Source organism: Sanguibacter sp. Leaf3 (genome assembly GCF_001425965.1).
GTDB lineage: Bacteria > Actinomycetota > Actinomycetes > Actinomycetales > Cellulomonadaceae > Sanguibacter > Sanguibacter inulinus.
The window spans coordinates 1,532,783-1,553,198 of sequence record NZ_LMRH01000001.1; the positions used below are offsets into that span (position 1 = coordinate 1,532,783).

A 20,416-nucleotide genomic window follows, 5' to 3' on the forward strand; every position below is an offset into this window, starting at 1 on the left:
GCGGTCTGCTGTGACCACCGTGGGCGTGGGCGTGGGCGTGGACGCCTGGTCGCCTGGTCGCCGTGACGACGCGTCCGCAGCATCCCGCCAGTCGGATCACGGCTCGGAGGCGCCCCGACGAGGAGGAGCGCCGCCGCCCTGGCGCTCGGCCCGAGGGTGGTCCTCGAACTGGTCAGGGGGTGTGAGACGAGCTGACTCTTCGGCGCCTGGCCCGGCGCGGTCCTCGCCCTGGTCAGGGGAGTGCAGCGACGCCCTCAGAGCCTGAGGTGTCGACCGGCGCGGGTGGACCGACCGCATGGTAAGGGATGCGGGCAGGGTGAAGTTCCTCCGGCCGCACCACGACCGGCGTCTGATTTCCTCGGTTTTCCAAGGAATGGTGACAGCCGTCTCAAACTCCATCCGTGTGGGTCCTTGAACGCGACGCCCGGACAGTCCACCGTATTGCCCATGCAGCAGAGCGCCGGCGGAGCACCGAGCCTCGACGACGACAGTGTCCTCGAGGACTTCGCCGCACACCTGACGTCTCAGCGGGGCCTGTCCGACCACACGGTCCGGGCCTATCTCTCGGACGTCGCACAGCTCTCGACCTTCGCGCAGGAGTCAGGGGCCGAAGGCCTCGCAGGCGTCGACCTCGCGACGCTGCGTGGCTGGCTGGCGCAGATGGCTGGGCGGAGCCTGTCACGGTCGACGGTGGCTCGTCGTGGTGCTGCCGTCAGGTCGTTCTACGCCTGGGCCGAGCGCACCGGCCGCGTCGGTACAGACCCCTCCGTGCGTCTGGGCAGCCCGAAGGTCGCCCGGTCGTTGCCGACCGTCCTCGCAGTCACCGGAGCCGCCACGCTCATGGAGACCGCCCGTGAGCTCGCCGTCGACGGCAGCCCTGCCGATCTTCGGGCCTGGGCCTGCGTCGAGCTGCTCTACGCCACCGGGGCCCGTGTCGGAGAGCTCGTCTCTCTCGACCTCCAGGACGTCGACCTCGATGCGCGCTCGCTCCGGGTGATCGGCAAGGGAGACCGCGAGCGCGTCGTACCCTTCGGTGTCCCTGCAGCAGATGCTCTGCGGTCGTGGCTGGAGGACGGGCGCCCCACCCTCGCTGGTGGGAGCGGTGCCACGGCGGTCTTCCTCGGTCAGCGGGGCCAGCGCTGGGGCCAACGGCAGATCCGTGAGGCTGTCCACAGGCTCGCGGCTCTTGCGGCCGTCGACGACGTCGCGCCTCACGACCTGCGCCACAGCGCTGCCACTCATCTGCTGCACGGTGGTTCTGACCTCAGGACCGTCCAAGAGGTCCTCGGTCACTCGACCCTCTCGACCACGCAGCGCTACACGCACGTCTCGGCCGAACGTCTCAGGTCGTCCTACCAGCTGGCGCACCCTCGCGCATGATCGAAGCAGAGAACCTCATGACCGCACCGAGCCCTGTCACGCTCGACGAGCACGTCTCGCCCCAGGGTGCGACGCTGCTCGCGGAGCCGACCTCGCGCGACAGCTCCACCACGGCCGTCTCCGACGCCGTCGACACCGCCGCTCAGGTGTCCGTCCTCGCTCGTGCTGCTGAACCCAGCCATGACACGTCCTCACGACCCGCGCGGTCCGGCATGCTCCACGAGCGTCTCGACAGGGACGCCCGCCGGACCGTGGTCGTCGCGTCCAGCGTCGCCGTCGATGCCGCCACCGCTGCCGCGTCAGCAGCCGCTCGCGAGATCGCCGGGGTCTGGCAGCGGTACAAGGGCTGCGCCGACGCGATGCTCCGTGAGCAGCTGATCCTCCACTACGCTCCGCTCGTGACCTCGGTCGCGTCCCGCGTCGGGATGAAGCTCCCGAGCACCGTGGAGCACGCAGATCTCGTCTCCTACGGGATGTTCGGGCTGATCGACGCGATCGAGAAGTTCGAGCTCGACCGCGAGATCAAGTTCGAGACCTACGCCACGTCTCGCATCCGGGGCGCGATCCTCGACGAGCTCCGTGCCTCCGACTGGGTCCCGCGTTCTGTCCGCTCCAAGGCGCGCGCTGTCGACCGCGCCCACGCGGAGCTCGAGGGGACGCTGCACAGGGCGCCGACCGACACCGAGATCGCCGAGCACATGCAGATCCCGGCGAGCGAGCTCCGGTCGATCCGCCACCTCGTCTCGACGGTGAACCTCGTCGCGCTCGACGAGGTGTTCGGGGCCAGCGAGCAGCTCGAGCCCGTCGGGCACCTGGACGTCGCCCAGGGTTCGCGCGCCACAGACCCGGCCCGGTCCTTCGAGTCCAAGGAGACGAAGTTCCTGCTCTCCCAGGCGATGGACCAGCTCGGCGAGCGCGAGAAGATCATGCTCGTCCTCTACTACTACGAGGGCATGACCCTCGCCGAGATCGGCAAGGTCCTCGGTGTGACCGAGTCGCGCATCTCGCAGATGCACACCGCCGCGATGGGCAGGCTGCGGGAGAAGCTGTCCCGCAGCGAGGGGGCCTGAGTCCCTGACAGGGAGCAGGACCACCGGCTCGACGATTCCCAGCAGGACCAGCGGGTCGAGGTAGACGTCTCCGCGTCGCACGCCCCAGTGCAGGCACGCCGCAGGTGCGCAGTGCGACGACGCCCCGTCGCCGAGAGTGCCGACAGGCTCTCCCGCGGTGACCGAGGTGCCGACAGCGAGTCTCGGGTCGACCGGCTCGAGCGTGGACCGCAGACCGTCTGGGTGTGTCACGACCACCAGAGGCCTGCTGACCACGACCCCCGCGAAGGTGACCACACCGGCGGCTGGGGCCACGACAGTCGCCCCAGAGGCGGCAGCGAGGTCGACGCCGCGGTGCCCGGCCTCCCACGGTGCGTCGGGCAGGTCGACGTCGGAGACGAGGAGACCTGACGACACGAGAGCGGCCCGGTCGACCGGGCCCGGGGGCATGGTCCCGACCGGCAGGACCATTCCGGACGACGTGGGCTCGCTGTCAGCCGGGGTCGTGCCAGACGATGACGCACCTGACGCACCTGACGCGCCTGACGCGCCTGACGCGCCTGACGCGCCTGACGCGCCTGACGCAACTGACTTGCCTGACGCAACTGACGAAACTGACGCACTTGAGGCCGCTGCGGCCGATGACGGTGCACTGGCACTGGCACTGGCACTGGCGCAGACGAGGACGAGCACGATGGCCCTGGCGATCCGTGCACGTCTCGAGCGCTCCGGTGCGGTGGTGCGAGTTCGTGTCATGCGTCGAGGGTGCTGGACCCGTCCCCGGCGGGCCAGGCCCGTCAGGGGAGCGGTGGACGAGCGTGGCCCTCCACAGGGTGGATGTCCGGTAGACTTCACGGTGCGACCGCCGTGTTCGTGCTGCCTGCAGGTAGCCGTCGTGGCCCGGGACGCTGGTCTGAGAGGACCCGCACCGAGGCACGACGGACCGTGCAGAGCCGGACGAGCCGGAGATCGACTTCACGCACCTGACCGACCGGCCCCGCCGGTCGCCAGACGTGGGCGCGGTCCGGGGAGAACCCGGTGCCCAGGTCTGAGGTGCTAGGGGCGTCACCCACCGGGGTGCTCGCCGACAACCGGAACGCGGCCTCGTGCCGCAGAAGACTGTGCACGATGCTGGGATGATCCCGGTCGTGCCGAAAGGAAGTGCCATGGCCGTCGTGACCATGCGCCAGCTCCTCGAGAGCGGTGTCCACTTCGGACACCAGACCCGTCGTTGGAACCCGAAGATGAAGCGTTTCATCTTCACGGAGCGCAACGGCATCTACATCGTCGACCTCCAGCAGTCGCTGTCGTACATCGACCGCGCCTACGAGTTCGTCAAGGAGACGGTCGCCCACGGTGGGTCGATCCTCTTCGTCGGCACCAAGAAGCAGGCGCAGGAGCCCGTCGCCGAGCAGGCTGCTCGTGTCGGCATGCCCTACGTGAACCACCGCTGGCTCGGTGGCATGCTCACCAACTTCCAGACCGTCAACAAGCGTCTGCAGCGCCTCAAGGAGCTCGAGCAGGTCGACTTCGACGACGTCGCAGGGAGCGCCTTCACCAAGAAGGAGCTGCTCATCATGCGCCGCGAGCGTGACAAGCTCGCCCGCACCCTCGGCGGCATCCGCGACATGGCGAAGATCCCCTCCGCCGTGTGGATCGTGGACACCAACAAGGAGCACCTCGCTGTCGACGAGGCGCGCAAGCTGCACATCCCGATCGTCGCGATCCTCGACACCAACTGCGACCCCGACGTCGTCGACTACAAGATCCCGGGCAACGACGACGCCATCCGCGCCGTCGCGCTGCTGACGCGAGTCATCGCCGACGCCGTCGCCGAGGGCCTCATCGCCCGTCACGCCGGCAAGTCCGGTGGCGCCGAGGCGACCGAGGCCGAGCCTCTCGCCGCCTGGGAGCGCGAGCTCCTCGAGGGTGCGTCCAAGGACGCTGCCGCGACCGAGGCTCCGGCCGCCGAGGCCCCCGCGGCCGACGCTGCAGCCGAGACCCCGGCCGCCGAGGCTCCCGCTGCTGAGGCGCCCGCCGCCGAGGCACCTGCTGCTGAGGCGCCCGCCGCCGAGGCTGCTGCCGAGGTCGAGGCCCCGGCCGCCGAGGCAGAGTCCAAGTAGTAGACAGCGTCCCGGGTGGACGGCCGGGCTCGTCCCGGCCGTCCACCCGCACCCTGATCCAGCTCCTAGACCCGAAGGACACAACTTATGGCGAACTACACCGCCGCTGACATCAAGGCGCTCCGCGAGCGCACAGGTGCAGGCATGCTCGACGTCAAGAAGGCGCTCGACGAGGCTGACGGCAACGCCGAGAAGGCTCTCGAGATCATCCGCATCAAGGGGCTCAAGGGCGTCTCGAAGCGTGAGGGCAACGCCACGTCCGAGGGCCTCGTCGCCCTGGTCGTCGAGCCCACCGACGGTGGAGAGGTCGGCACCGTCGTCGAGCTCAACTCCGAGACCGACTTCGTCGCGAAGTCCGACGCGTTCATCGCGCTGGCCGACCGCGTCCTCGCGGCCGTCGCCGCGTCGGGTGCCACCGACGTCGAGGCCGCCCTGGCCGCCGACGTCGATGGCGAGACCGTCGCCGAGCTCGTCGCGTCGACCGCTGCGACCCTCGGAGAGAAGATCGTGCTGCGCCGCGTCGCTCGCGTCTCTGCTCCCAAGGTGACCAGCTACCTGCACCGCACGAGCAAGGACCTCCCCCCGTCGATCGGTGTCCTCGTCGGCACCGACGAGGCCGGGGCTGTCGTGGGCAAGGACATCGCGCAGCACATCGCCGCGATCGCCCCGAGCTTCCTCAGCCGCGAGGACGTCCCCGCCGAGACCGTCGCCAACGAGCGTCGTATCGCCGAGGAGACCTCGCGCAACGAGGGCAAGCCCGAGGCTGCTCTGCCGAAGATCATCGAAGGCCGCCTCGGCGGGTTCTTCAAGGACGTCGTCCTCCTGGACCAGCCCCTTGCCAAGGACCCGAAGAAGTCGGTCGCGAAGACCCTCGAAGAGGTCGGCGGCACCGCGACGGCGTTCGTGCGCTTCCGCGTCGGCTCCTGATCGACTGAACGACGCCGATGCCCGGCCCGCGACCTCGCGGGCCGGGCATCGCGCACACGGTGGGAGAAGTGACCTGACGATGGGAACAGAAGTGACGAACGCCTCGACGGACTACCACGGCAGCCACGACCCCAGGACGGGCACCGGCGGAGCTCGCAGGGTCCTCCTCAAGCTCTCGGGCGAAGCCTTCGGCGGTGGCCAGATCGGGCTCGCGTCCGCGGTCGTCCGCAGGGTCGCCGCAGAGATCGCCGACGCTGTCGCCGAGGGCGTCCAGGTCGCGATCGTGGTCGGCGGCGGGAACTTCTTCCGCGGCGCCGAGCTCTCGCAGCAGGGTCTCGACCGCTCGCGGGCCGACTACATGGGCATGCTCGGCACCGTCATGAACTGCCTCGCCCTCCAGGACTTCCTCGAGCAGGCCGGGGTGAGCACGCGCGTGCAGACCGCCATCGCGATGGGTCAGGTCGCCGAGCCGTACATCCCGCTGCGCGCCATCCGCCACCTCGAGAAGGGCCGCGTCGTGATCTTCGGCGCCGGCGCGGGCATGCCCTACTTCTCGACCGACACCGTCGCAGCCCAGCGGGCCCTCGAGACGCACTGCCACGAGGTCCTCATGGGCAAGAACGGCGTCGACGGCGTCTACTCTGCCGACCCGCGCAAGGACCCCGACGCGGTCAAGCTCGACTCCCTGACCTACACCGATGCGCTCGTCAACGACCTCGCCGTCATGGACGCCACGGCCCTGAGCCTGTGCCGCGACAACGACGTGCACATGCGGGTGTTCGGCATGGACGAGCCCGGAAACGTCACCCGCGCGCTGCTGGGTGAGAAGATCGGCACGCTGGTCACCGCAGGCTGAGAGCCTGCCGACCTGTGCACAGAGCCCTGCCATGCGGTGAGCGTGGCGCCGAGATCGTGATGAAGGAGTACCGGTGATCGACGACACCCTCCTCGAGGCTGAGGACAAGATGGACAAGGCGATCGAGGTCGCCAAGAACGGCTTCGCGAGCATCCGGACGGGGCGCGCGAACTCCGCGATGTTCTCGCGGATCACCGTCGAGTACTACGGCGCCCAGACTCCGCTCCAGCAGCTCGCGTCCTTCAACACCCCTGAGGCGCGCACCATCCTCGTGGTGCCCTTCGACAAGACGGCGCTTCCGGCCATCGAGCGCGCGCTCCGCGACTCCGACCTCGGCGTCAACCCGAGCAACGACGGCAACGTCATCCGGATCGTCCTCCCGGTCCTGACGGCCGAGCGTCGCAAGGAGTACGTCAAGCTTGCCAAGACCCAGGCAGAAGATGCCCGCGTCTCGGTGCGCGCTGTCCGTCGCAAGGCCAAGGACACGCTCGACAAGCTCGTCAAGGACGGCGACGCGGGCGAGGACGAGGGCGTGCGCGCGGAGAAGGAGCTCGAGGCGATCACCAAGCGTCACGTCGACATCGTCGACGCGCTCCTCGCCTCCAAGGAAGCTGAGCTGCTCGAAGTCTGATGGTCGACTCTCCACTCTCCGACGCCGTCGTGCGAGCACCTCGCACAGGTCGCAACCTCCCGGTCGCGATCGGAGTCGGCGTCGGCCTGCTCCTCGTCGTCTTCGGGTCGCTGTTCATCCGCAAAGAGGTCTTCATCGTCTTCGCGCTGGTCGCGATCGGCGCAGCGCTCTGGGAGCTCTCGCACGCCTTCGGACGCCGCGGGATCCACATCCCGCTGCTCCCGCTGTGGGTCGGGTCTGCGGGGATGCTCGTCTCGACCTACAGGGCGGGGTCCGAGGCCCTCATGGTCTCGTTCGTCCTCACGGCGGCGGGCCTGGTCGTGTGGCGCGTGGTCGACGGTGGGGGGACCGGAGCCGTGCGGGACGCGGCTGCGGGGATCTTCGCAGCGACCTACCTCCCGCTCATGGGCGGCTTCGTCATGCTCATGCTCGCAGCGGACGACGGGCACTGGCAGGTGCTCGTGTTCATCTTGCTCGCGGTCGCGAACGACGTGGGCGGCTTCGTGGCGGGTGTGCTCTTCGGCAAGCACCCGTTGGCGCCGTCGGTCAGTCCCAAGAAGAGCTGGGAAGGGCTCGCGGGGTCCTTCGTCCTCGCGATGGCGGTCGGTCTCGTGGGTGCGGTGCTGCTGCTCGACCACAACCCCGTCATCGGTCTGGCGCTCGGTCTGCTGACACCTCTGACCGCGACGCTCGGAGACCTCGCCGAGTCGATGATCAAGCGCGACCTAGAATTGAAGGACATGGGTTCGCTGCTCCCAGGGCACGGGGGAGTGCTCGACAGGCTCGACTCGATGCTCCTCACGGCGCCCTTCGTCTACCTGCTGCTCTCCGTAGGGCCTGAGCTCGCCGCCTGACGACAGGTGACGGCCTGCCGGAACCACGGCAGACTGGACGTGGCGCTCCTGCCGTGGCTCCGCACCACCGGCACGGCAGCAGCACCCGCACGACCGCACGACCCGCACACGCACGACCTGCACTGCAGCACCACCTGCACGACCGCACCACTCATCACCAACCGACTGGATCTGTGACCATGGCTGTTCAACGCTCAACCACCGAGCGCCCGACCGGACTGAGCGCAGCCCAGCAGGCTGGCCTCAAGACCCCGCTGACGCTCCAGATGGCCGCCCCGCCCCGCCGCGGGAAGCCCCCGCGCCACTTCGCCGACCTCTCGCCCGAGGAGCGCGTCGCCGCCGTGACCGAGCTCGGCGAGAAGCCGTTCCGCGCCAAGCAGCTCGCGACGCACTACTTCTCGCACCTCACGGCCGACCCCCAGGACATGACCGACCTGCCGGCCGGGAGCCGTGACGTCCTCACCGACGCGCTGTTCCCGCCGCTGCTGACCAAGGTCCGCACGATGGAGGCCGACGGCGGCACGACCGTCAAGACCCTGTGGCACCTCTACGACCAGGTCAAGGTCGAGTCGGTGCTCATGCGGTACACGAGCCGCACCACGCTGTGCGTGTCGAGCCAGGCGGGCTGCGGCATGGCCTGCCCGTTCTGCGCGACAGGCCAGCTCGGACTGACCCGCAACCTCTCGACAGCCGAGATCGTCGAGCAGATCCGTCAGGCCGCCAAGTCGCTCGCCGACGGCGAGATCCCCGGTGGCCCGACCCGCCTGAACAACCTCGTGTTCATGGGGATGGGTGAGCCGCTCGCGAACTACAAGGCTGTCATCGGCACAGTCCGCCAGGCTGTGGCTCCTGCCCCTGACGGTCTCGGCATGTCCGCGCGCAACATCACCGTCTCGACTGTGGGCCTGGTCCCGGCGATGAACAAGCTCGCCAAGGAGGGCATCCCGGTCACGCTCGCGCTGTCGCTGCACGCACCGGACGACGAGCTCCGCAGCGACCTCGTCCCGATCAACACCCGCTGGTCCGTCGACGAGGTCCTCGACGCCGCACGCGGCTACTTCGACGCGACAGGTCGCCGCGTGAGCATCGAGTACGCGCTCATCAAGGACATGAACGACCACGCCTGGCGCGCCGACCTGCTCGGCGAGAAGCTCACGGCCCGCGGCCAGGGCTGGGTGCACGTCAACCCGATCCCGCTCAACCCGACCCCGGGCTCGATCTGGACCGCGAGCGAGCAGCACGTCGAGGACGAGTTCGTCGCGCGCCTGCGCGGTCACGGCATCCCGACCACCATCCGTGACACCCGGGGAAGTGACATCGACGGCGCCTGCGGGCAGCTCGCAGCGGAGGAGTCAGCATGACGAAGATGTTCTCGACGGTCTCTCGGTTCAAGCTCGGCTACGAGCAGGAGGACGTCGACGAGTTCTTCGACCACGCCCGTGCCGTCTACGAGGGCGAGAGCGACGAGGACCTCACCAGCCGCGAGATCCGGTCGGCTGGTTTTGACCTGGCACGCGGCGGCTACGACACCGACGAGGTCGATGCTGCCCTCGACAGGCTCGAGAGCGCCTTCGTCGCCCGGGCGCGCCAGGAGGTCCTGGTGACCCGCGGGTCAGCCGGCTGGATGGAGGACCTCGCCGAGAGCGCCAGGTCGCTCTACGGCCGTCTCGGGCGTCCGGACGGCGAGCGCTTCGAGCCTGCCCGCCGGGGCGAGCCCGCCTACGACCGCGACGACGTCGACGAGCTCTGCGACCGCCTCGTCGAGTACTTCGACAAGACGGAGCCGATCACGGCCGACGAGATCCGCCGCGCCAGGTTCCGCCGCCGCACCGGCAGGCGCGGTTACGCCGAGGCCCCCGTCGACGCCTTCTTCTCTCGCGCTGTCGAGGTGCTGCTCGGTGTCGAGTGACGTGCGCACCGTCGCCCTCCTCGGGTCGACAGGCTCGATCGGCACGCAGGCCGTCGACGTCATCTCACGGCACCGCGACAGGTACCGCGTCACGGCGCTGACAGCCGGGGGAGGACAGCCGGAGCTGCTCGCCCAGCAGGCTCTCGACCTCGGTGTCGAGGTCGTCGCCGTCTCCGACGAGGGAGCGGTGCCTGCGCTCCGCGAGCACCTGGACCGGCTGTCCGCCGGTCGGCCCGGCGGTGCCTCGCAGGTCGAGATCCTCTCCGGCCCCGACGCGGCCTCGACCGTGGCCGGCTCGGGAGCCGACGTCGTGCTCAACGGCATCACCGGCTCTGTCGGCCTCGGTCCGACGCTCGCCGCGCTGAGCTCCGGCTCGACCCTGGCGCTGGCGAACAAGGAGTCCCTCGTCGTGGGTGGTCCGCTGGTCCGTGCCGCACGGGTGCGTCCCGACCAGATCGTCCCTGTGGACTCCGAGCACTCGGCGATGGCCCAGAGCCTGCGCTCCGGCTCCCACCACGAGGTCCGCAGGCTGATCCTCACGGCCTCCGGCGGACCCTTCCGCGGGTGGCACCGGGACGACGTCAAGGCGGTCTCGGTCGACCAGGCGCTCGCGCACCCGACGTGGTCGATGGGCCCCGTCGTCACGATCAACTCGGCGACGCTCATGAACAAGGGGCTCGAGCTCATCGAGGCCCACCTGCTCTTCGACGTCGCCGTCGAGGACATCACCGTGGTCGTCCACCCGCAGTCTGTCGTGCACTCGATGGTCGAGTTCCGCGACGGATCGACCATCGCGCAGGCCTCCCCGCCCGACATGCGCCTGCCGATCGCCCTGGGCCTCAGCTGGCCCGAGCGCCTCGACGACGTCGCGACACCCTGCGACTGGTCGAGCCCTGTCGCGTGGACCTTCGAGCCGCTCGACGAGACGCTCTTCGGTGCTGTCCGGCTCGCCCGCCAGGTGGCTGCTGCTGGAGCGACGCACCCCGCGGTCTTCAACGCTGCGAACGAGGAGTGCGTCGCTGCCTTCCTCGGTGGTCGCATCGGCTTCCTCGAGATCGTCGAGACCGTCGAGCGTGTGGTCGGCGAGCACCAGGCCGACGGGGGTGAGCTCTCCCTCGACGACGTCCTGTCGGCCGAGGCGTGGGCACGCGGCCGCGCACGCGAGGTCCTCGCGGAACGTTGAGCGACCGAGAGCTCCGTGCCGGGCCGCCAGTAGGTGGTCGCAGATGTCTGGGCGCTCAGCCCCTGTCCTTGATCGGACGGGAACCGGTGGCCTGCGCGCACGCCCGGGCGGCACCGGGTCTAGGCCTGGCTCTCGACGTGCAGGCCGCTCCCAGGTGACCGGGTGATCATGGCGGCCGGGCCACGCATGCCGCACCGAGACCGCGACCTTGTGCGCGGTACCCTTCCACGAGCGCCGCACGCACGCAGCACTGCGTGACCGCGCCGCATGTACAGCACAGAGCCGATCCGTCAGGAGTCCAGATGTCCTACCTCGTGGGCGTGCTCGTCATCCTCGGCGGGCTGCTCGTCTCGATCGCCCTGCACGAGGTCGGGCACATGGTCCCGGCCAAGAAGTTCGGCGTCAGGGTCAGCCAGTACATGGTCGGCTTCGGTCCGACGCTGTGGTCACGGACCCGGGGGGAGACCGAGTACGGCCTCAAGGCCATCCCGCTCGGCGGCTACGTCAGGCTCGTCGGCATGTACCCGCCGGGAGACCCGCGGGCCGAGCGCAAGACCGGGCGCATCGCCGAGCTGATCCAGTCTGCCCGCGACGCGAGCACCGAGGAGATCGTGCCGGGGGAGGAGCACCGCGCCTTCTACAACCTCTCGGCTCCCAAGAAGCTGGTCGTCATGCTCGGCGGCCCCTTCATGAACCTCGTGATCGCCGCCGTGCTCTTCACGGCCGTGGTCGTCGGCTTCGGCACCTTCGGGCCGACCACCACCCTCGCCTCGGTCTCGCAGTGCGTGCTGCCCGTCGGGGCCCCGAGCGACGCAGAGTGCACAGAAGGCTCCGAGCTCGCCCCCGCTGCCGCAGCAGGCCTGCTCCCGGGTGACACGATCGTCGAGTTCGGCGGGCAGGCCACGACAGACTGGGACGAGCTCGCCGCGCTCATCAGCGCCGCAGGAGGCACCCCGACCGACGTCGTGGTCGAGCGTGACGGCCAGCGTGTCGAGTCCGTCGTGACCCCCGTGGTCGCGGACCGTCCCGTGCTCGACGAGTCGGGAGCCCCGGTGCTCGGCAGCGACGGCGAGCCGCAGACGCGCAGCGTCGGGTTCCTGGGGATCGGCCCGACGCAGGGCCTGCAGCCCGAGTCGGTCACCGTGGTCCCGGGGATGCTGGCCGACAGGCTCGCGCAGACCGCCCAGGTGATCGTCACGCTGCCAGCGCGGATGGTCGACATCGCCCAGGTCGCTCTCGGTCTCGAGGAACGCGACCCGACCTCGGTCGTCGGCCCTGTCGGCGTGGGGCGTTTTGCGGGCGAGATCGCCTCGGCCCAGATCGACGGCTACGACACGGCGCTGCGCACGGCCGACCTGCTGATGATGGTCGCCGGGCTCAACATCGCGCTCTTCGCCTTCAACCTCGTCCCGCTGCTGCCCCTCGACGGCGGTCACGTCGTCGGCGCGCTCTACGAGGGTGCGAGACGGCAGGTGGCCAGGGTGCGCGGGAGGCCTCGCCCCGCGCCTGCAGACACCGCCCGAATGATGCCCCTCGCCTACGGCGTCTTCGTCGTCATGGCGGCGATGGGCGCGATCATCGCGTACGTCGACATCGTCAGGCCCGTCCAGCTCATGTGAGGTGTTCGTACGACCGTGTGATATCGGACGAACATCCGTCGCCCGGGTGTCCTGGACGGGCGCGACGGGGGATACTGAGGAGGTGAGCCTCCCGATCAGCCTTGGTATGCCAGAAGCGCCTCCACCCGTCCTCGCTCCGCGACGACCCACCCGCAAGATCAAGGTGGGCAAGGTTGACGTCGGGGGCGACGCCCCGGTGAGCGTCCAGTCCATGTGCACCACGCCGACGACAGACATCAACGCGACCCTCCAGCAGATCGCCGAGCTGACAGCGTCGGGCTGCGACATCGTCCGTGTCGCCGTGCCGAGCCAGGACGACGCGCTCGCCCTCCCGGCGATCGCGAAGAAGTCGCAGATCCCCGTGATCGCCGACATCCACTTCCAGCCGAAGTACGTCTACGCGGCGATCGACGCCGGGTGCGCGGCCGTCCGCGTGAACCCGGGCAACATCCGAAAGTTCGACGACCAGGTCAAGCAGATCGCGAACGCGGCGCGCGACGCGGGCGTCTCGATCCGCATCGGCGTCAACGCCGGGTCGCTCGACCCCCGCATCATGGCCAAGTACGGCAAGGCGACGCCCGAGGCGCTCGTCGAGTCGGCCATGTGGGAGGCGTCGCTCTTCGAGGAGCACGACTTCCACGACTTCAAGATCTCGGTCAAGCACAACGACCCCGTCGTCATGGTGCGTGCCTACGAGCTGCTCTCGCAGGCTGGCGACTGGCCGCTGCACCTCGGCGTCACCGAGGCCGGCCCGGCGTTCCAGGGCACCATCAAGTCCGCGACGGCCTTCGGTGCGCTGCTCTCGCAGGGGATCGGCGACACGATCCGTGTCTCTCTCTCCGCACCGCCTGTCGAAGAGGTCAAGGTCGGGATCCAGATCCTCCAGTCCCTCAACCTGCGCCCCCGCAAGCTCGAGATCGTCTCGTGCCCGTCGTGCGGTCGCGCTCAGGTCGACGTCTACACGCTCGCCGAGAAGGTGACCGCCGGCCTCGAGGGCATGGAGGTCCCGCTCCGCGTCGCGGTCATGGGCTGCGTCGTCAACGGACCCGGTGAGGCCCGTGAGGCCGACCTCGGTGTCGCCTCGGGCAACGGCAAGGGCCAGATCTTCGTCAAGGGAGAGGTCGTCAAGACCGTCCCCGAGGCGCTGATCGTCGAGACCCTCATCGAAGAGGCCATGCGGATCGCCGAGACCATGGAGCGTCCCGCCGAGGGCGGCGCCCCGGTGGTCTCGGTCGGCTGACACCCAGCACGAAGCCCGGGGACGCGCGCCGCGCGCGGCCCGGCCCGGAGGAGGTCGCGTTGACAGCTGTGAGGACTCACCGACCTGCTCCGGGCCTCCCGCTCGTCCGTGAGCTCGGCGACGGCGACCTCCCCGAGCTCGCGGCGCTCTGCGCCGTCGACCCTGTCGCCTCCGTCCTGGCGGCGACCCGGGTCGAGACCGCGCTAGTCAGCGGGCTCGCCCGGACAGGGGGCAAGGCGTGGGGGTTCCCGGCCGAGGGCCCGATCACGGCGGCCTGCTGGTCCGGGGCGAACCTCGTCCCCGTGGTCCCCGAACCGAGCGCCGAGGTGCTGGACGCCTTCGCCGCGCAGGCCCGCGCCCAGGGCCGCCGCTGCTCCTCGATCGTCGGGCCAGCCGTCGCGGCCCTCGGCCTGTGGCGGCGTCTCGAGGACTACTGGGGTCCCGCCCGGTCGGTGCGCACCGAGCAGCCGTCCATGGTGATCCAGGGCCCTCCGCTCGTCGAGCCAGACCCCGACGTCCGCAGGTCCGTCGCGGCGGACCTCCCCGACCTCCTGCCAGCCTGCGTGCGGATGTTCGAGGAAGAGGTCGGCTACTCGCCCATGACCTATTCCGGGCGCGCCTACGAAGAGCGCGTCTCGATGCTCGTCGCCGAGCGCCGCTCTTTCCTCTCGCGGACCGCAGAGCCTGACGGCCGGATCGTCTTCAAGGCCGAGATCGGTGCGCTGACCCGTGACGTCGCGCAGATCCAGGGCGTGTGGGTCGACCCTCTCGACCGTGGTACCGGCCGGGCGGCGCCCGGGATGGCTGCCGTGGTCCAGTCGACGCTCGCCGACTCTGCGCGGCTGGTGTCGCTCTACGTCAACAGCTTCAACGAGCGCGCCCTCGCCACGTACCGCCGCGTCGGCTTCGAGCAGGTCGGCACCTACGCGACGGTGCTGTTCTAGCCCGTCACCAGACAGGCTGGACGCGGCACCGCCCACAGGGCCGAGAAAGATGTTCAGACCTGTCGCGTGCACGCACTAGGCTCGTGGCATGCTGCTCCGCCTGTCGAACCTGTTCGTCCGTACCCTCCGCGAGGACCCGGCTGACGCCGAGGTCGCCAGCCACCGCCTGCTCGTGCGCGCTGGCTACATCCGCCGTGCCGCGCCAGGCATCTACACCTGGCTGCCGCTCGGGCTGCGCGTCCTGGCGAAGGTCGAGGCCGTGGTCCGTGAGGAGATGCAGGCCGTCGGCGCCCAGGAGGTGCACTTCCCGGCGCTGCTGCCGCGCGAGCCCTACGAGGCGACGAACCGGTGGACCGAGTACGGACCCAACCTCTTCCGTCTCAAGGACCGTCGCGACAACGACTACCTGCTGGCCCCCACCCACGAAGAGATGTTCACGCTCCTCGTCAAGGACCTGTACTCCTCGTACAAGGACCTCCCGGTCACGCTGTTCCAGGTCCAGACCAAGTACCGCGACGAGGCTCGCCCCCGCGCGGGTCTCATCCGCGGTCGCGAGTTCGTCATGAAGGACGCGTACTCCTTCGACATCGACGACGCGGGCCTCGAGGCGTCCTACCTCGCCCAGCGTGGTGCCTACGAGCGCATCTTCACGCGTCTGGGTCTCGAGTACGTCATCGTCGCCGCCACGTCGGGCGCCATGGGCGGCTCGCGCAGCGAAGAGTTCCTGCACCCCACAGCGATCGGTGAAGACACCTTCGTCCGCTCGCCCGGAGGCTACGCAGCCAACGTCGAGGCCGTCACCACGACAGCCCCCGCCGAGATCGACGCCACCGGAGCCCCGGCGGCCCACGTCGAGGCGACCCCCGACACCCCGACCATCGAGTCTCTCGTCGCGCTCGCCAACGCCGAGCACCCGCGTGCCGACGGGCGCGAGTGGACCGCCGCGGACACCCTGAAGAACGTGGTGCTCTCGGTCGTCCACCCGGACGGGACCCGTGAGCTCCTCGTCGTCGGTCTCCCCGGCGACCGCGAGGTCGACCTCAAGCGTCTCGAGGCCGCGCTCGCCCCGGCCGAGGCCGAGCCCGCCGGTGACGGCGACTTCGCCAAGAACCCTGTGCTCGTCAAGGGCTACATCGGCCCGCAGGTCCTCGGTCGCGCCCACACGGGCGACGACACCGCGATCCGCTATCTCGTCGACCCGCGGGTCGTCACGGGCTCGAGCTGGATCACTGGCGCGAACGAGCAGGGCAAGCACGTCTTCGACCTCGTCGCCGGGCGCGACTTCGTCGCCGACGGCACCATCGAGTGCGCCGAGGTCAAGGCCGGCGACCCCGCACCGGACGGCTCGGGTCCGCTCGAGCTCGCCCGCGGCATCGAGATCGGTCACATCTTCCAGCTCGGCCGCAAGTACGCCGACGCGCTCGGCCTCAAGGTCCTCGACGTCAACGGCAAGCAGGTCACCGTGACGATGGGCTCCTACGGCATCGGCGTCACGCGCGCCCTCGCCGCGCTGGCCGAGGCGAACCACGACGAGAAGGGCCTCGCCTGGCCCGCTCACGTGGCACCGGCGCACGTGCACGTCGTCGCGACAGGCAAGGACCCGGCGGTCTTCGAGGCCGCCGAGACCATCGCCCAGGCCCTGTCCGCGCAGCGTGTCGAGGTGCTCTACGACGATCGTCCCAAGGTGTCGCCCGGTGTGAAGTTCGCCGACGCCGAGCTCTTGGGTGTCCCGCTCGTCGTGGTCGTGGGCCGCGGGCTGGCCGACGGTGTCGTCGAGGTCCGTCCGCGCGTCGGCGGCGAGGCCGTCTCCGTGCCGGTCGCCGAGGCGCCCGAGCGCATCATCGCGATGGTCGAGGCGCTCTGACCAGTCGGAGGGCTCCGCTCCCACACGCCTGAGCACACGAGAGGCCGGTCATGTCGTGACGACATGGCCGGCCTCTCGCGCGTGGTCCTCGCGGTGCGTCCGCTCTCGCGGGTGGATCGAAGTGCCTTCGCTCTCGGGACTGAGGTGCGTTCGCTCTCGTGCGTGGCCTTGCAGCGCGTTCCCTGTCGTGCGTGGCACCGGAGTGCCCTCCGGTGACCTGCGGCCGCTTCAGCCTGCGAGCTCGGGCATCCCGGGGAACGCGACCGCAGGTGCTCCCCAGGCCCTCGCGGCAGTGTGGGAGTCCACCAGGAGGTCGAGCATCGACGCCCGTGCCTCGGCGTCCACCTGCCCCACGAAGGTCCCGTAGGAGTCGGCGAGCGAGGACTCCATGGTCGCGGCGAGCGCGGCCATGGTCTCCCGGCTCGTCAGGGCAGGGCTGCCGTCGGCCGCATCGGGGAGGTCGTAGGCGACAGCACGTGGGTCTGTGGCCGTGGCGTCGAGGGATGCGAGCTCGGCCCAGGTCTGCGCCCGGGCACGGTGCACAGCGGCACGGCTGCGCGCGGTCGCCCGGTCGTCCGCGGTCAGCCGCGCGGCCATCGCCTCGTAGGCGAAGCCCGCCGAGTCCTCAGCCTGGACGAGCGTGGAGAGGTCGGCCGCTGCGAGGTTCTTCGGGAGCGCCGAGGGCATCACGGTGGTGAAGGACTCGGTCGCGGGCACCTCGATGCCGGCGGTGGCTGCGAGAGTGCGGGCCTGGTCGAGGTGGGCTGCCGCGACCGACGCGAAGAGCCTGGCGAGCGCCGGGTCCTTCGGCGTGCCGAGAGCGGCCCGCGACCTGTCGGCGGACTGGGTCAGCAGCAGCACGAGTCGCTCGACGGACGGGGGCTCTGTCGTGCTCCCGTCGGCGGGCGCTCCTCCAGGGTCGGTGCCGTCAGTGCCGTCAGTGCCCTCAGGGCCGTCGGTACCGTCGGTCTCTGCAGGGCTCGCGGCGATCGAGGGGTCGATCGTGCCCTGGTCGTCGGTCACGGACTCCGGGGGCAGCTCGGTCTGCCCGTCGGTCGGGTCCTGCGGCACGGCCGTGGCGGCGTCGGTCGGCTCGTCGCCGAGACCGGACACGTACTCCCCGCCCAGGGCCTCGACGTGCTCGCCGGCGAGCAGCTCGATGTCGGTGAGCACCACGGCGACGGGGGAGCCCTGCTCGACCGTCGTGAGCGTCGCCCCGGCCTCCTCCTGGACGAGGAGCGCATCGGCGACCGCAGCCTGCCGGGAGATCTCGTCGGAGTCGGGGACCAGCGCCTGCGGCGCCGCGGACTCGAGGCGGATGCCGCAGCCCGTGATCGTGACGAGCGCGAGGACTGTGCTGATCATCACGGTCGCTGCGGACCACCGCCCCTGGCGGGTCTGGCGGCGCTGGCGCTCCGGGCGGGGCTGGGCCGGCCGTCGGTGCGCGGACGGCGCGCCGCAGACGGGCGAGGACTGGGGCTCTGCGGCGGTGTTCATCGCCCCTGATGATGCCACGACCGTCGCAGACCACCGGTCTGCCCTGCCGTCCGTCCTGCCGTCCGTCCGCCGCCAGGGAGGGCCTGTCGGCGCGCGAGCCGGTGCCGTCGTCCGGTACCCGCCGACGGACTCGGTACGCTTGCCCTGAGAACAACAGCACACCGGTCTGATCCATGCCTGGTGGGCTGTGGAGCCGACAGGGAGTGAAGACATGGCAGCATCGCCGATCGCTGAGCAGGTGGCGGACGCGGTCCGACCAGGAGTCGAGAGCGCAGGCCTCGTCCTCGAAGACGTGCAGGTCGCGCCCGCGGGCGCGCGCACAGTTGTCAGGGTGGTCCTGGACCTCACGGAAGACCAGACCGGAGCCCTCGGGCTCGACCAGGTCGCCGAGGTCTCGCGGGTCATCTCCGACACGCTCGACACCCTTCCTGCGCTCCCCGGCAAGTTCACGCTCGAGGTGACGTCCCCCGGCACGAGCCGCCCGCTGACCGAGCTGCGCCACTTCAAGCGCGCACGCACCCGCCTCGTCGCCGTCGACCTCGTCGAGGGGGAGTCGTTCACCGAGCGCCTCACCGCCGTCGAGGGCGAGGTCCTCGTGTTCGAGGCCGCCGACGGCGCCGCGCACGAGGTGCCGTTCGCGGACGTGCGCAGCGGGCAGGTCGAGGTCGAGCTCAAGCGGGCAGCGGCCGTCGACGAGAGCGACTTCGAAGACTTCGACGGTTCGGAAGACACCGACCGCACAGATGGTGAGGGTTGAGATGGACATCGACATGAGCGCGCTGCGCCTCCTCGAGCGCGAGCGGGAGATCAGCCTCGACGTGCTGGTCTCCGCGATCGAGCAGGCGCTGGCGCTGGCGTACCAGCGGACCCCGGGCGCTCAGCGCACCGCGCGGGTCGAGATCGACCGGAAGTCAGGTCACGTGACCGTCTGGGCGCGTGAGGACATCGAGACCGAAGAGCCCGTCGCGCTGCGCGACGACCTCGACGAGGACGACGACAGCGACGAGGCTCAGCCCACGACGCGGATCGTCCGCACGCTCGGCCCCGAGTTCGACGACACACCGTCCGACTTCGGCCGCATCGCGACCTCGACGGCCCGCCAGGTGATCATGCAGCGCCTGCGCGACGCCGAGGACGACCAGGTGCTCGGGCAGTTCCGCGACAAGGAGGGCGAGCTCGTCTCGGGCATCATCCAGCAGGGCCGTGACCCGCGCGTCGTGCTCGTGGACGTCGGCGGCACCGAGGCGATCCTCGGCGCGCACGAGCAGGTGCCGACCGAGAAGTACGTCCACGGCGAGCGTCTGCGCTCCTACGTCCTCGACGTGTCGCGCGGCATGAAGGGCCCGCAGATCTCGCTGAGCCGCACGCACCCCAACCTCGTGCGCAAGCTCTTCGAGATGGAGGTCCCCGAGGTCGCCGACGGCTCCGTCGAGATCGTCGCGATCGCCCGCGAGGCCGGTCACCGCACCAAGATGGCCGTGCGTGCCCGCGTCTCCGGCCTCAACGCCAAGGGTGCGTGCATCGGCCCGATGGGCTCGCGCGTGCGCGCCGTGATGGCCGAGCTCCACGACGAGAAGATCGACATCGTCGACTGGAACGACGACCCTGCTGCCTTCGTGGCCAGCGCGCTGTCGCCGGCGACTGTGATCTCGGTGACTGTCGTCGACGCAGACGCTCGTGCTGCTCGTGTGATCGTCCCGGACTTCCAGCTCTCGCTCGCGATCGGCAAGGAGGGGCAGAACGCCCGTCTCGCCGCCAAGCTCACGGGCTGGCGCATCGACATCCGGTCCGACGGCGGCGGCGCAGACGAGGCCCCGGCGCAGGCTCCGGACGCCCGGTAGGTCAGCAGACGTGGGACAGCACGCTAGACTGGACAGGTCTGGGTCACCCCGCCCGGCCTCCTCGCGTGTACCTGCTCGGTCTGCTGAGCCCCAGAACCTCGGTTCGGAGCCCGTCGGACCGGTGCGTACGTGCGTCGGTTGCCGGCAGCGAGATGCCCAGTCGCAGATGATCCGGTTCGTGATGAGCCGAGGAGACGAGGACGGCGCCAGCCCTGGCGTGGTCGCAGACCCCCGGCAGGTACGACCTGGACGCGGTGCCTGGCTGCACGACGATGCCGGGTGCGCCGAGCGAGCGATCGCCCGGAAGGCGTTCCAGCGTGCACTTCGCGTCCCGCACGACATCACCATCAACGGCTTGACCATCGCGGCAGGGCCCCTGTCCTCCGCGAGCACGACACGTCGACAAGGAAGCGGGTTAGAAGCCGATGGGCACCCGATGAGTACTCAGCGATGAGTTCCCAGCACTAACGACGGTCCTCCCTGCCTTGGGTGGACCAAG

18 protein-coding genes and 1 pseudogene are annotated in these 20,416 nt (G+C 70.2%); 17 read left to right on the top strand and 2 right to left on the bottom strand.

Annotated elements, in window-relative coordinates:
* The first annotated feature begins 447 nt into the window (after nt 1–447).
* Together ASG53_RS06635 and ASG53_RS06640 are read left to right on the top strand one after the other, a co-directional pair.
* Nucleotides 448–1,380 carry a tyrosine recombinase XerC gene (locus ASG53_RS06635; protein WP_056130002.1) on the top strand — a complete coding sequence of 311 codons (933 nt, stop codon included), beginning with the start codon at nt 448–450 and terminating at the stop codon, nt 1,378–1,380.
* Nucleotides 1,377–2,450, top strand: a complete 1,074-nt coding sequence (locus tag ASG53_RS06640) for a FliA/WhiG family RNA polymerase sigma factor (protein ID WP_228087201.1) — start codon at nt 1,377–1,379, stop codon at nt 2,448–2,450. Before ASG53_RS06635 ends, ASG53_RS06640 begins: the two co-directional genes overlap by 4 nt.
* A 63-nt stretch (nt 2,451–2,513) precedes the next feature.
* On the opposite strand, the pseudogene ASG53_RS20580 reads toward ASG53_RS06640, so the two are convergent.
* Nucleotides 2,514–3,185, bottom strand: a pseudogene (locus tag ASG53_RS20580) (M23 family metallopeptidase); the annotation flags it as partial.
* A 410-nt stretch (nt 3,186–3,595) separates the two neighbouring features.
* Between ASG53_RS20580 and rpsB the strand changes: the two are divergent.
* From rpsB to ASG53_RS06705, 12 genes are all read left to right on the top strand, one after another.
* Complete coding sequence (gene rpsB / locus ASG53_RS06650) at nt 3,596–4,552, top strand: 30S ribosomal protein S2 (protein ID WP_056130009.1); 957 nt, start codon at nt 3,596–3,598, stop codon at nt 4,550–4,552.
* Between the two features lie 87 nt (nt 4,553–4,639).
* Nucleotides 4,640–5,479, top strand: coding sequence for a translation elongation factor Ts (tsf, locus tag ASG53_RS06655; protein WP_056130011.1), 840 nt, complete (start codon nt 4,640–4,642; stop codon nt 5,477–5,479).
* A 79-nt stretch (nt 5,480–5,558) separates the two neighbouring features.
* On the top strand, nt 5,559–6,335 hold the full coding sequence (gene pyrH, locus ASG53_RS06660; RefSeq protein ID WP_156382683.1) for a UMP kinase: 777 nt from the start codon (nt 5,559–5,561) through the stop codon (nt 6,333–6,335).
* A gap of 73 nt (nt 6,336–6,408) precedes the next feature.
* Nucleotides 6,409–6,966, top strand: coding sequence for a ribosome recycling factor (gene frr, locus ASG53_RS06665; protein ID WP_056130017.1), 558 nt, complete (start codon nt 6,409–6,411; stop codon nt 6,964–6,966).
* Nucleotides 6,966–7,820 carry a phosphatidate cytidylyltransferase gene (locus ASG53_RS06670; protein WP_056130020.1) on the top strand — a complete coding sequence of 285 codons (855 nt, stop codon included), beginning with the start codon at nt 6,966–6,968 and terminating at the stop codon, nt 7,818–7,820. Before frr ends, ASG53_RS06670 begins: the two co-directional genes overlap by 1 nt.
* Nucleotides 7,821–8,086: 266 nt before the next feature.
* The gene (rlmN, locus tag ASG53_RS06675) at nt 8,087–9,181 is read left to right on the top strand and encodes a 23S rRNA (adenine(2503)-C(2))-methyltransferase RlmN (RefSeq protein WP_056130870.1); all 1,095 of its coding nucleotides are present in this window, start codon (nt 8,087–8,089) and stop codon (nt 9,179–9,181) included.
* Nucleotides 9,178–9,729 carry a DivIVA domain-containing protein gene (locus ASG53_RS06680; RefSeq protein ID WP_056130022.1) on the top strand — a complete coding sequence of 184 codons (552 nt, stop codon included), beginning with the start codon at nt 9,178–9,180 and terminating at the stop codon, nt 9,727–9,729. The genes rlmN and ASG53_RS06680 overlap by 4 nt, the downstream gene beginning before the upstream one ends.
* Nucleotides 9,719–10,912, top strand: a complete 1,194-nt coding sequence (dxr, locus tag ASG53_RS06685) for a 1-deoxy-D-xylulose-5-phosphate reductoisomerase (RefSeq protein ID WP_056130026.1) — start codon at nt 9,719–9,721, stop codon at nt 10,910–10,912. Before ASG53_RS06680 ends, dxr begins: the two co-directional genes overlap by 11 nt.
* A 302-nt stretch (nt 10,913–11,214) precedes the next feature.
* A complete protein-coding gene (locus ASG53_RS06690) occupies nt 11,215–12,531 on the top strand; it encodes a M50 family metallopeptidase (protein WP_056130029.1) in 1,317 nt (438 codons plus the stop codon).
* 106 nt (nt 12,532–12,637) lie between these two features.
* Nucleotides 12,638–13,771, top strand: coding sequence for a flavodoxin-dependent (E)-4-hydroxy-3-methylbut-2-enyl-diphosphate synthase (ispG, locus tag ASG53_RS06695; RefSeq protein ID WP_179912922.1), 1,134 nt, complete (start codon nt 12,638–12,640; stop codon nt 13,769–13,771).
* A 68-nt stretch (nt 13,772–13,839) separates the two neighbouring features.
* Nucleotides 13,840–14,715: a GNAT family N-acetyltransferase gene (locus ASG53_RS06700; protein ID WP_327286677.1), complete on the top strand. Its 876-nt coding sequence runs from the start codon at nt 13,840–13,842 to the stop codon at nt 14,713–14,715.
* Between the two features lie 88 nt (nt 14,716–14,803).
* On the top strand, nt 14,804–16,579 hold the full coding sequence (locus ASG53_RS06705) for a proline--tRNA ligase (RefSeq protein ID WP_056130039.1): 1,776 nt from the start codon (nt 14,804–14,806) through the stop codon (nt 16,577–16,579).
* 228 nt (nt 16,580–16,807) lie between these two features.
* Here the strand turns inward: ASG53_RS06705 and ASG53_RS06710 are convergent, their stop codons facing one another.
* Nucleotides 16,808–18,076 carry a ferritin-like domain-containing protein gene (locus ASG53_RS06710; RefSeq protein ID WP_056130042.1) on the bottom strand — a complete coding sequence of 423 codons (1,269 nt, stop codon included), beginning with the start codon at nt 18,074–18,076 and terminating at the stop codon, nt 16,808–16,810.
* Between the two features lie 211 nt (nt 18,077–18,287).
* Here ASG53_RS06710 and rimP point away from each other — a divergent pair, with 211 nt between their 5' ends.
* The 3 genes from rimP to ASG53_RS20300 all read left to right on the top strand — a co-directional run bounded on the left by rimP (nt 18,288) and on the right by ASG53_RS20300 (nt 20,371).
* Nucleotides 18,288–18,833, top strand: coding sequence for a ribosome maturation factor RimP (gene rimP, locus ASG53_RS06715; RefSeq protein WP_056130044.1), 546 nt, complete (start codon nt 18,288–18,290; stop codon nt 18,831–18,833).
* 1 nt (nt 18,834) lies between these two features.
* The gene (nusA, locus tag ASG53_RS06720) at nt 18,835–19,917 is read left to right on the top strand and encodes a transcription termination factor NusA (protein ID WP_056130047.1); all 1,083 of its coding nucleotides are present in this window, start codon (nt 18,835–18,837) and stop codon (nt 19,915–19,917) included.
* A gap of 121 nt (nt 19,918–20,038) precedes the next feature.
* A complete protein-coding gene (locus ASG53_RS20300) occupies nt 20,039–20,371 on the top strand; it encodes a YlxR family protein (protein ID WP_268793411.1) in 333 nt (110 codons plus the stop codon).
* Nucleotides 20,372–20,416: the final 45 nt, after the last annotated feature.

What these genes read in the sequence shown, in the direction of transcription:
- rimP (WP_056130044.1), top strand. Translation starts at nt 18,288, where the DNA reads ATGGCAGCATCGCCGATCGCTGAGCAGGTGGCGGACGCGGTCCGACCA.
- tsf (WP_056130011.1), top strand. Translation starts at nt 4,640, where the DNA reads ATGGCGAACTACACCGCCGCTGACATCAAGGCGCTCCGCGAGCGCACA.
- ASG53_RS06680 (WP_056130022.1), top strand. Translation starts at nt 9,178, where the DNA reads ATGACGAAGATGTTCTCGACGGTCTCTCGGTTCAAGCTCGGCTACGAG.
- ASG53_RS06705 (WP_056130039.1), top strand. Translation starts at nt 14,804, where the DNA reads ATGCTGCTCCGCCTGTCGAACCTGTTCGTCCGTACCCTCCGCGAGGAC.
- ispG (WP_179912922.1), top strand. Translation starts at nt 12,638, where the DNA reads ATGCCAGAAGCGCCTCCACCCGTCCTCGCTCCGCGACGACCCACCCGC.
- rpsB (WP_056130009.1), top strand. Translation starts at nt 3,596, where the DNA reads ATGGCCGTCGTGACCATGCGCCAGCTCCTCGAGAGCGGTGTCCACTTC.
- pyrH (WP_156382683.1), top strand. Translation starts at nt 5,559, where the DNA reads ATGGGAACAGAAGTGACGAACGCCTCGACGGACTACCACGGCAGCCAC.
- ASG53_RS06635 (WP_056130002.1), top strand. Translation starts at nt 448, where the DNA reads ATGCAGCAGAGCGCCGGCGGAGCACCGAGCCTCGACGACGACAGTGTC.
- ASG53_RS06640 (WP_228087201.1), top strand. Translation starts at nt 1,377, where the DNA reads ATGATCGAAGCAGAGAACCTCATGACCGCACCGAGCCCTGTCACGCTC.
- rlmN (WP_056130870.1), top strand. Translation starts at nt 8,087, where the DNA reads ATGGCCGCCCCGCCCCGCCGCGGGAAGCCCCCGCGCCACTTCGCCGAC.
- ASG53_RS06670 (WP_056130020.1), top strand. Translation starts at nt 6,966, where the DNA reads ATGGTCGACTCTCCACTCTCCGACGCCGTCGTGCGAGCACCTCGCACA.
- nusA (WP_056130047.1), top strand. Translation starts at nt 18,835, where the DNA reads ATGGACATCGACATGAGCGCGCTGCGCCTCCTCGAGCGCGAGCGGGAG.
- ASG53_RS06690 (WP_056130029.1), top strand. Translation starts at nt 11,215, where the DNA reads ATGTCCTACCTCGTGGGCGTGCTCGTCATCCTCGGCGGGCTGCTCGTC.
- ASG53_RS06710 (WP_056130042.1), bottom strand. Translation starts at nt 18,076, where the DNA reads ATGAACACCGCCGCAGAGCCCCAGTCCTCGCCCGTCTGCGGCGCGCCG.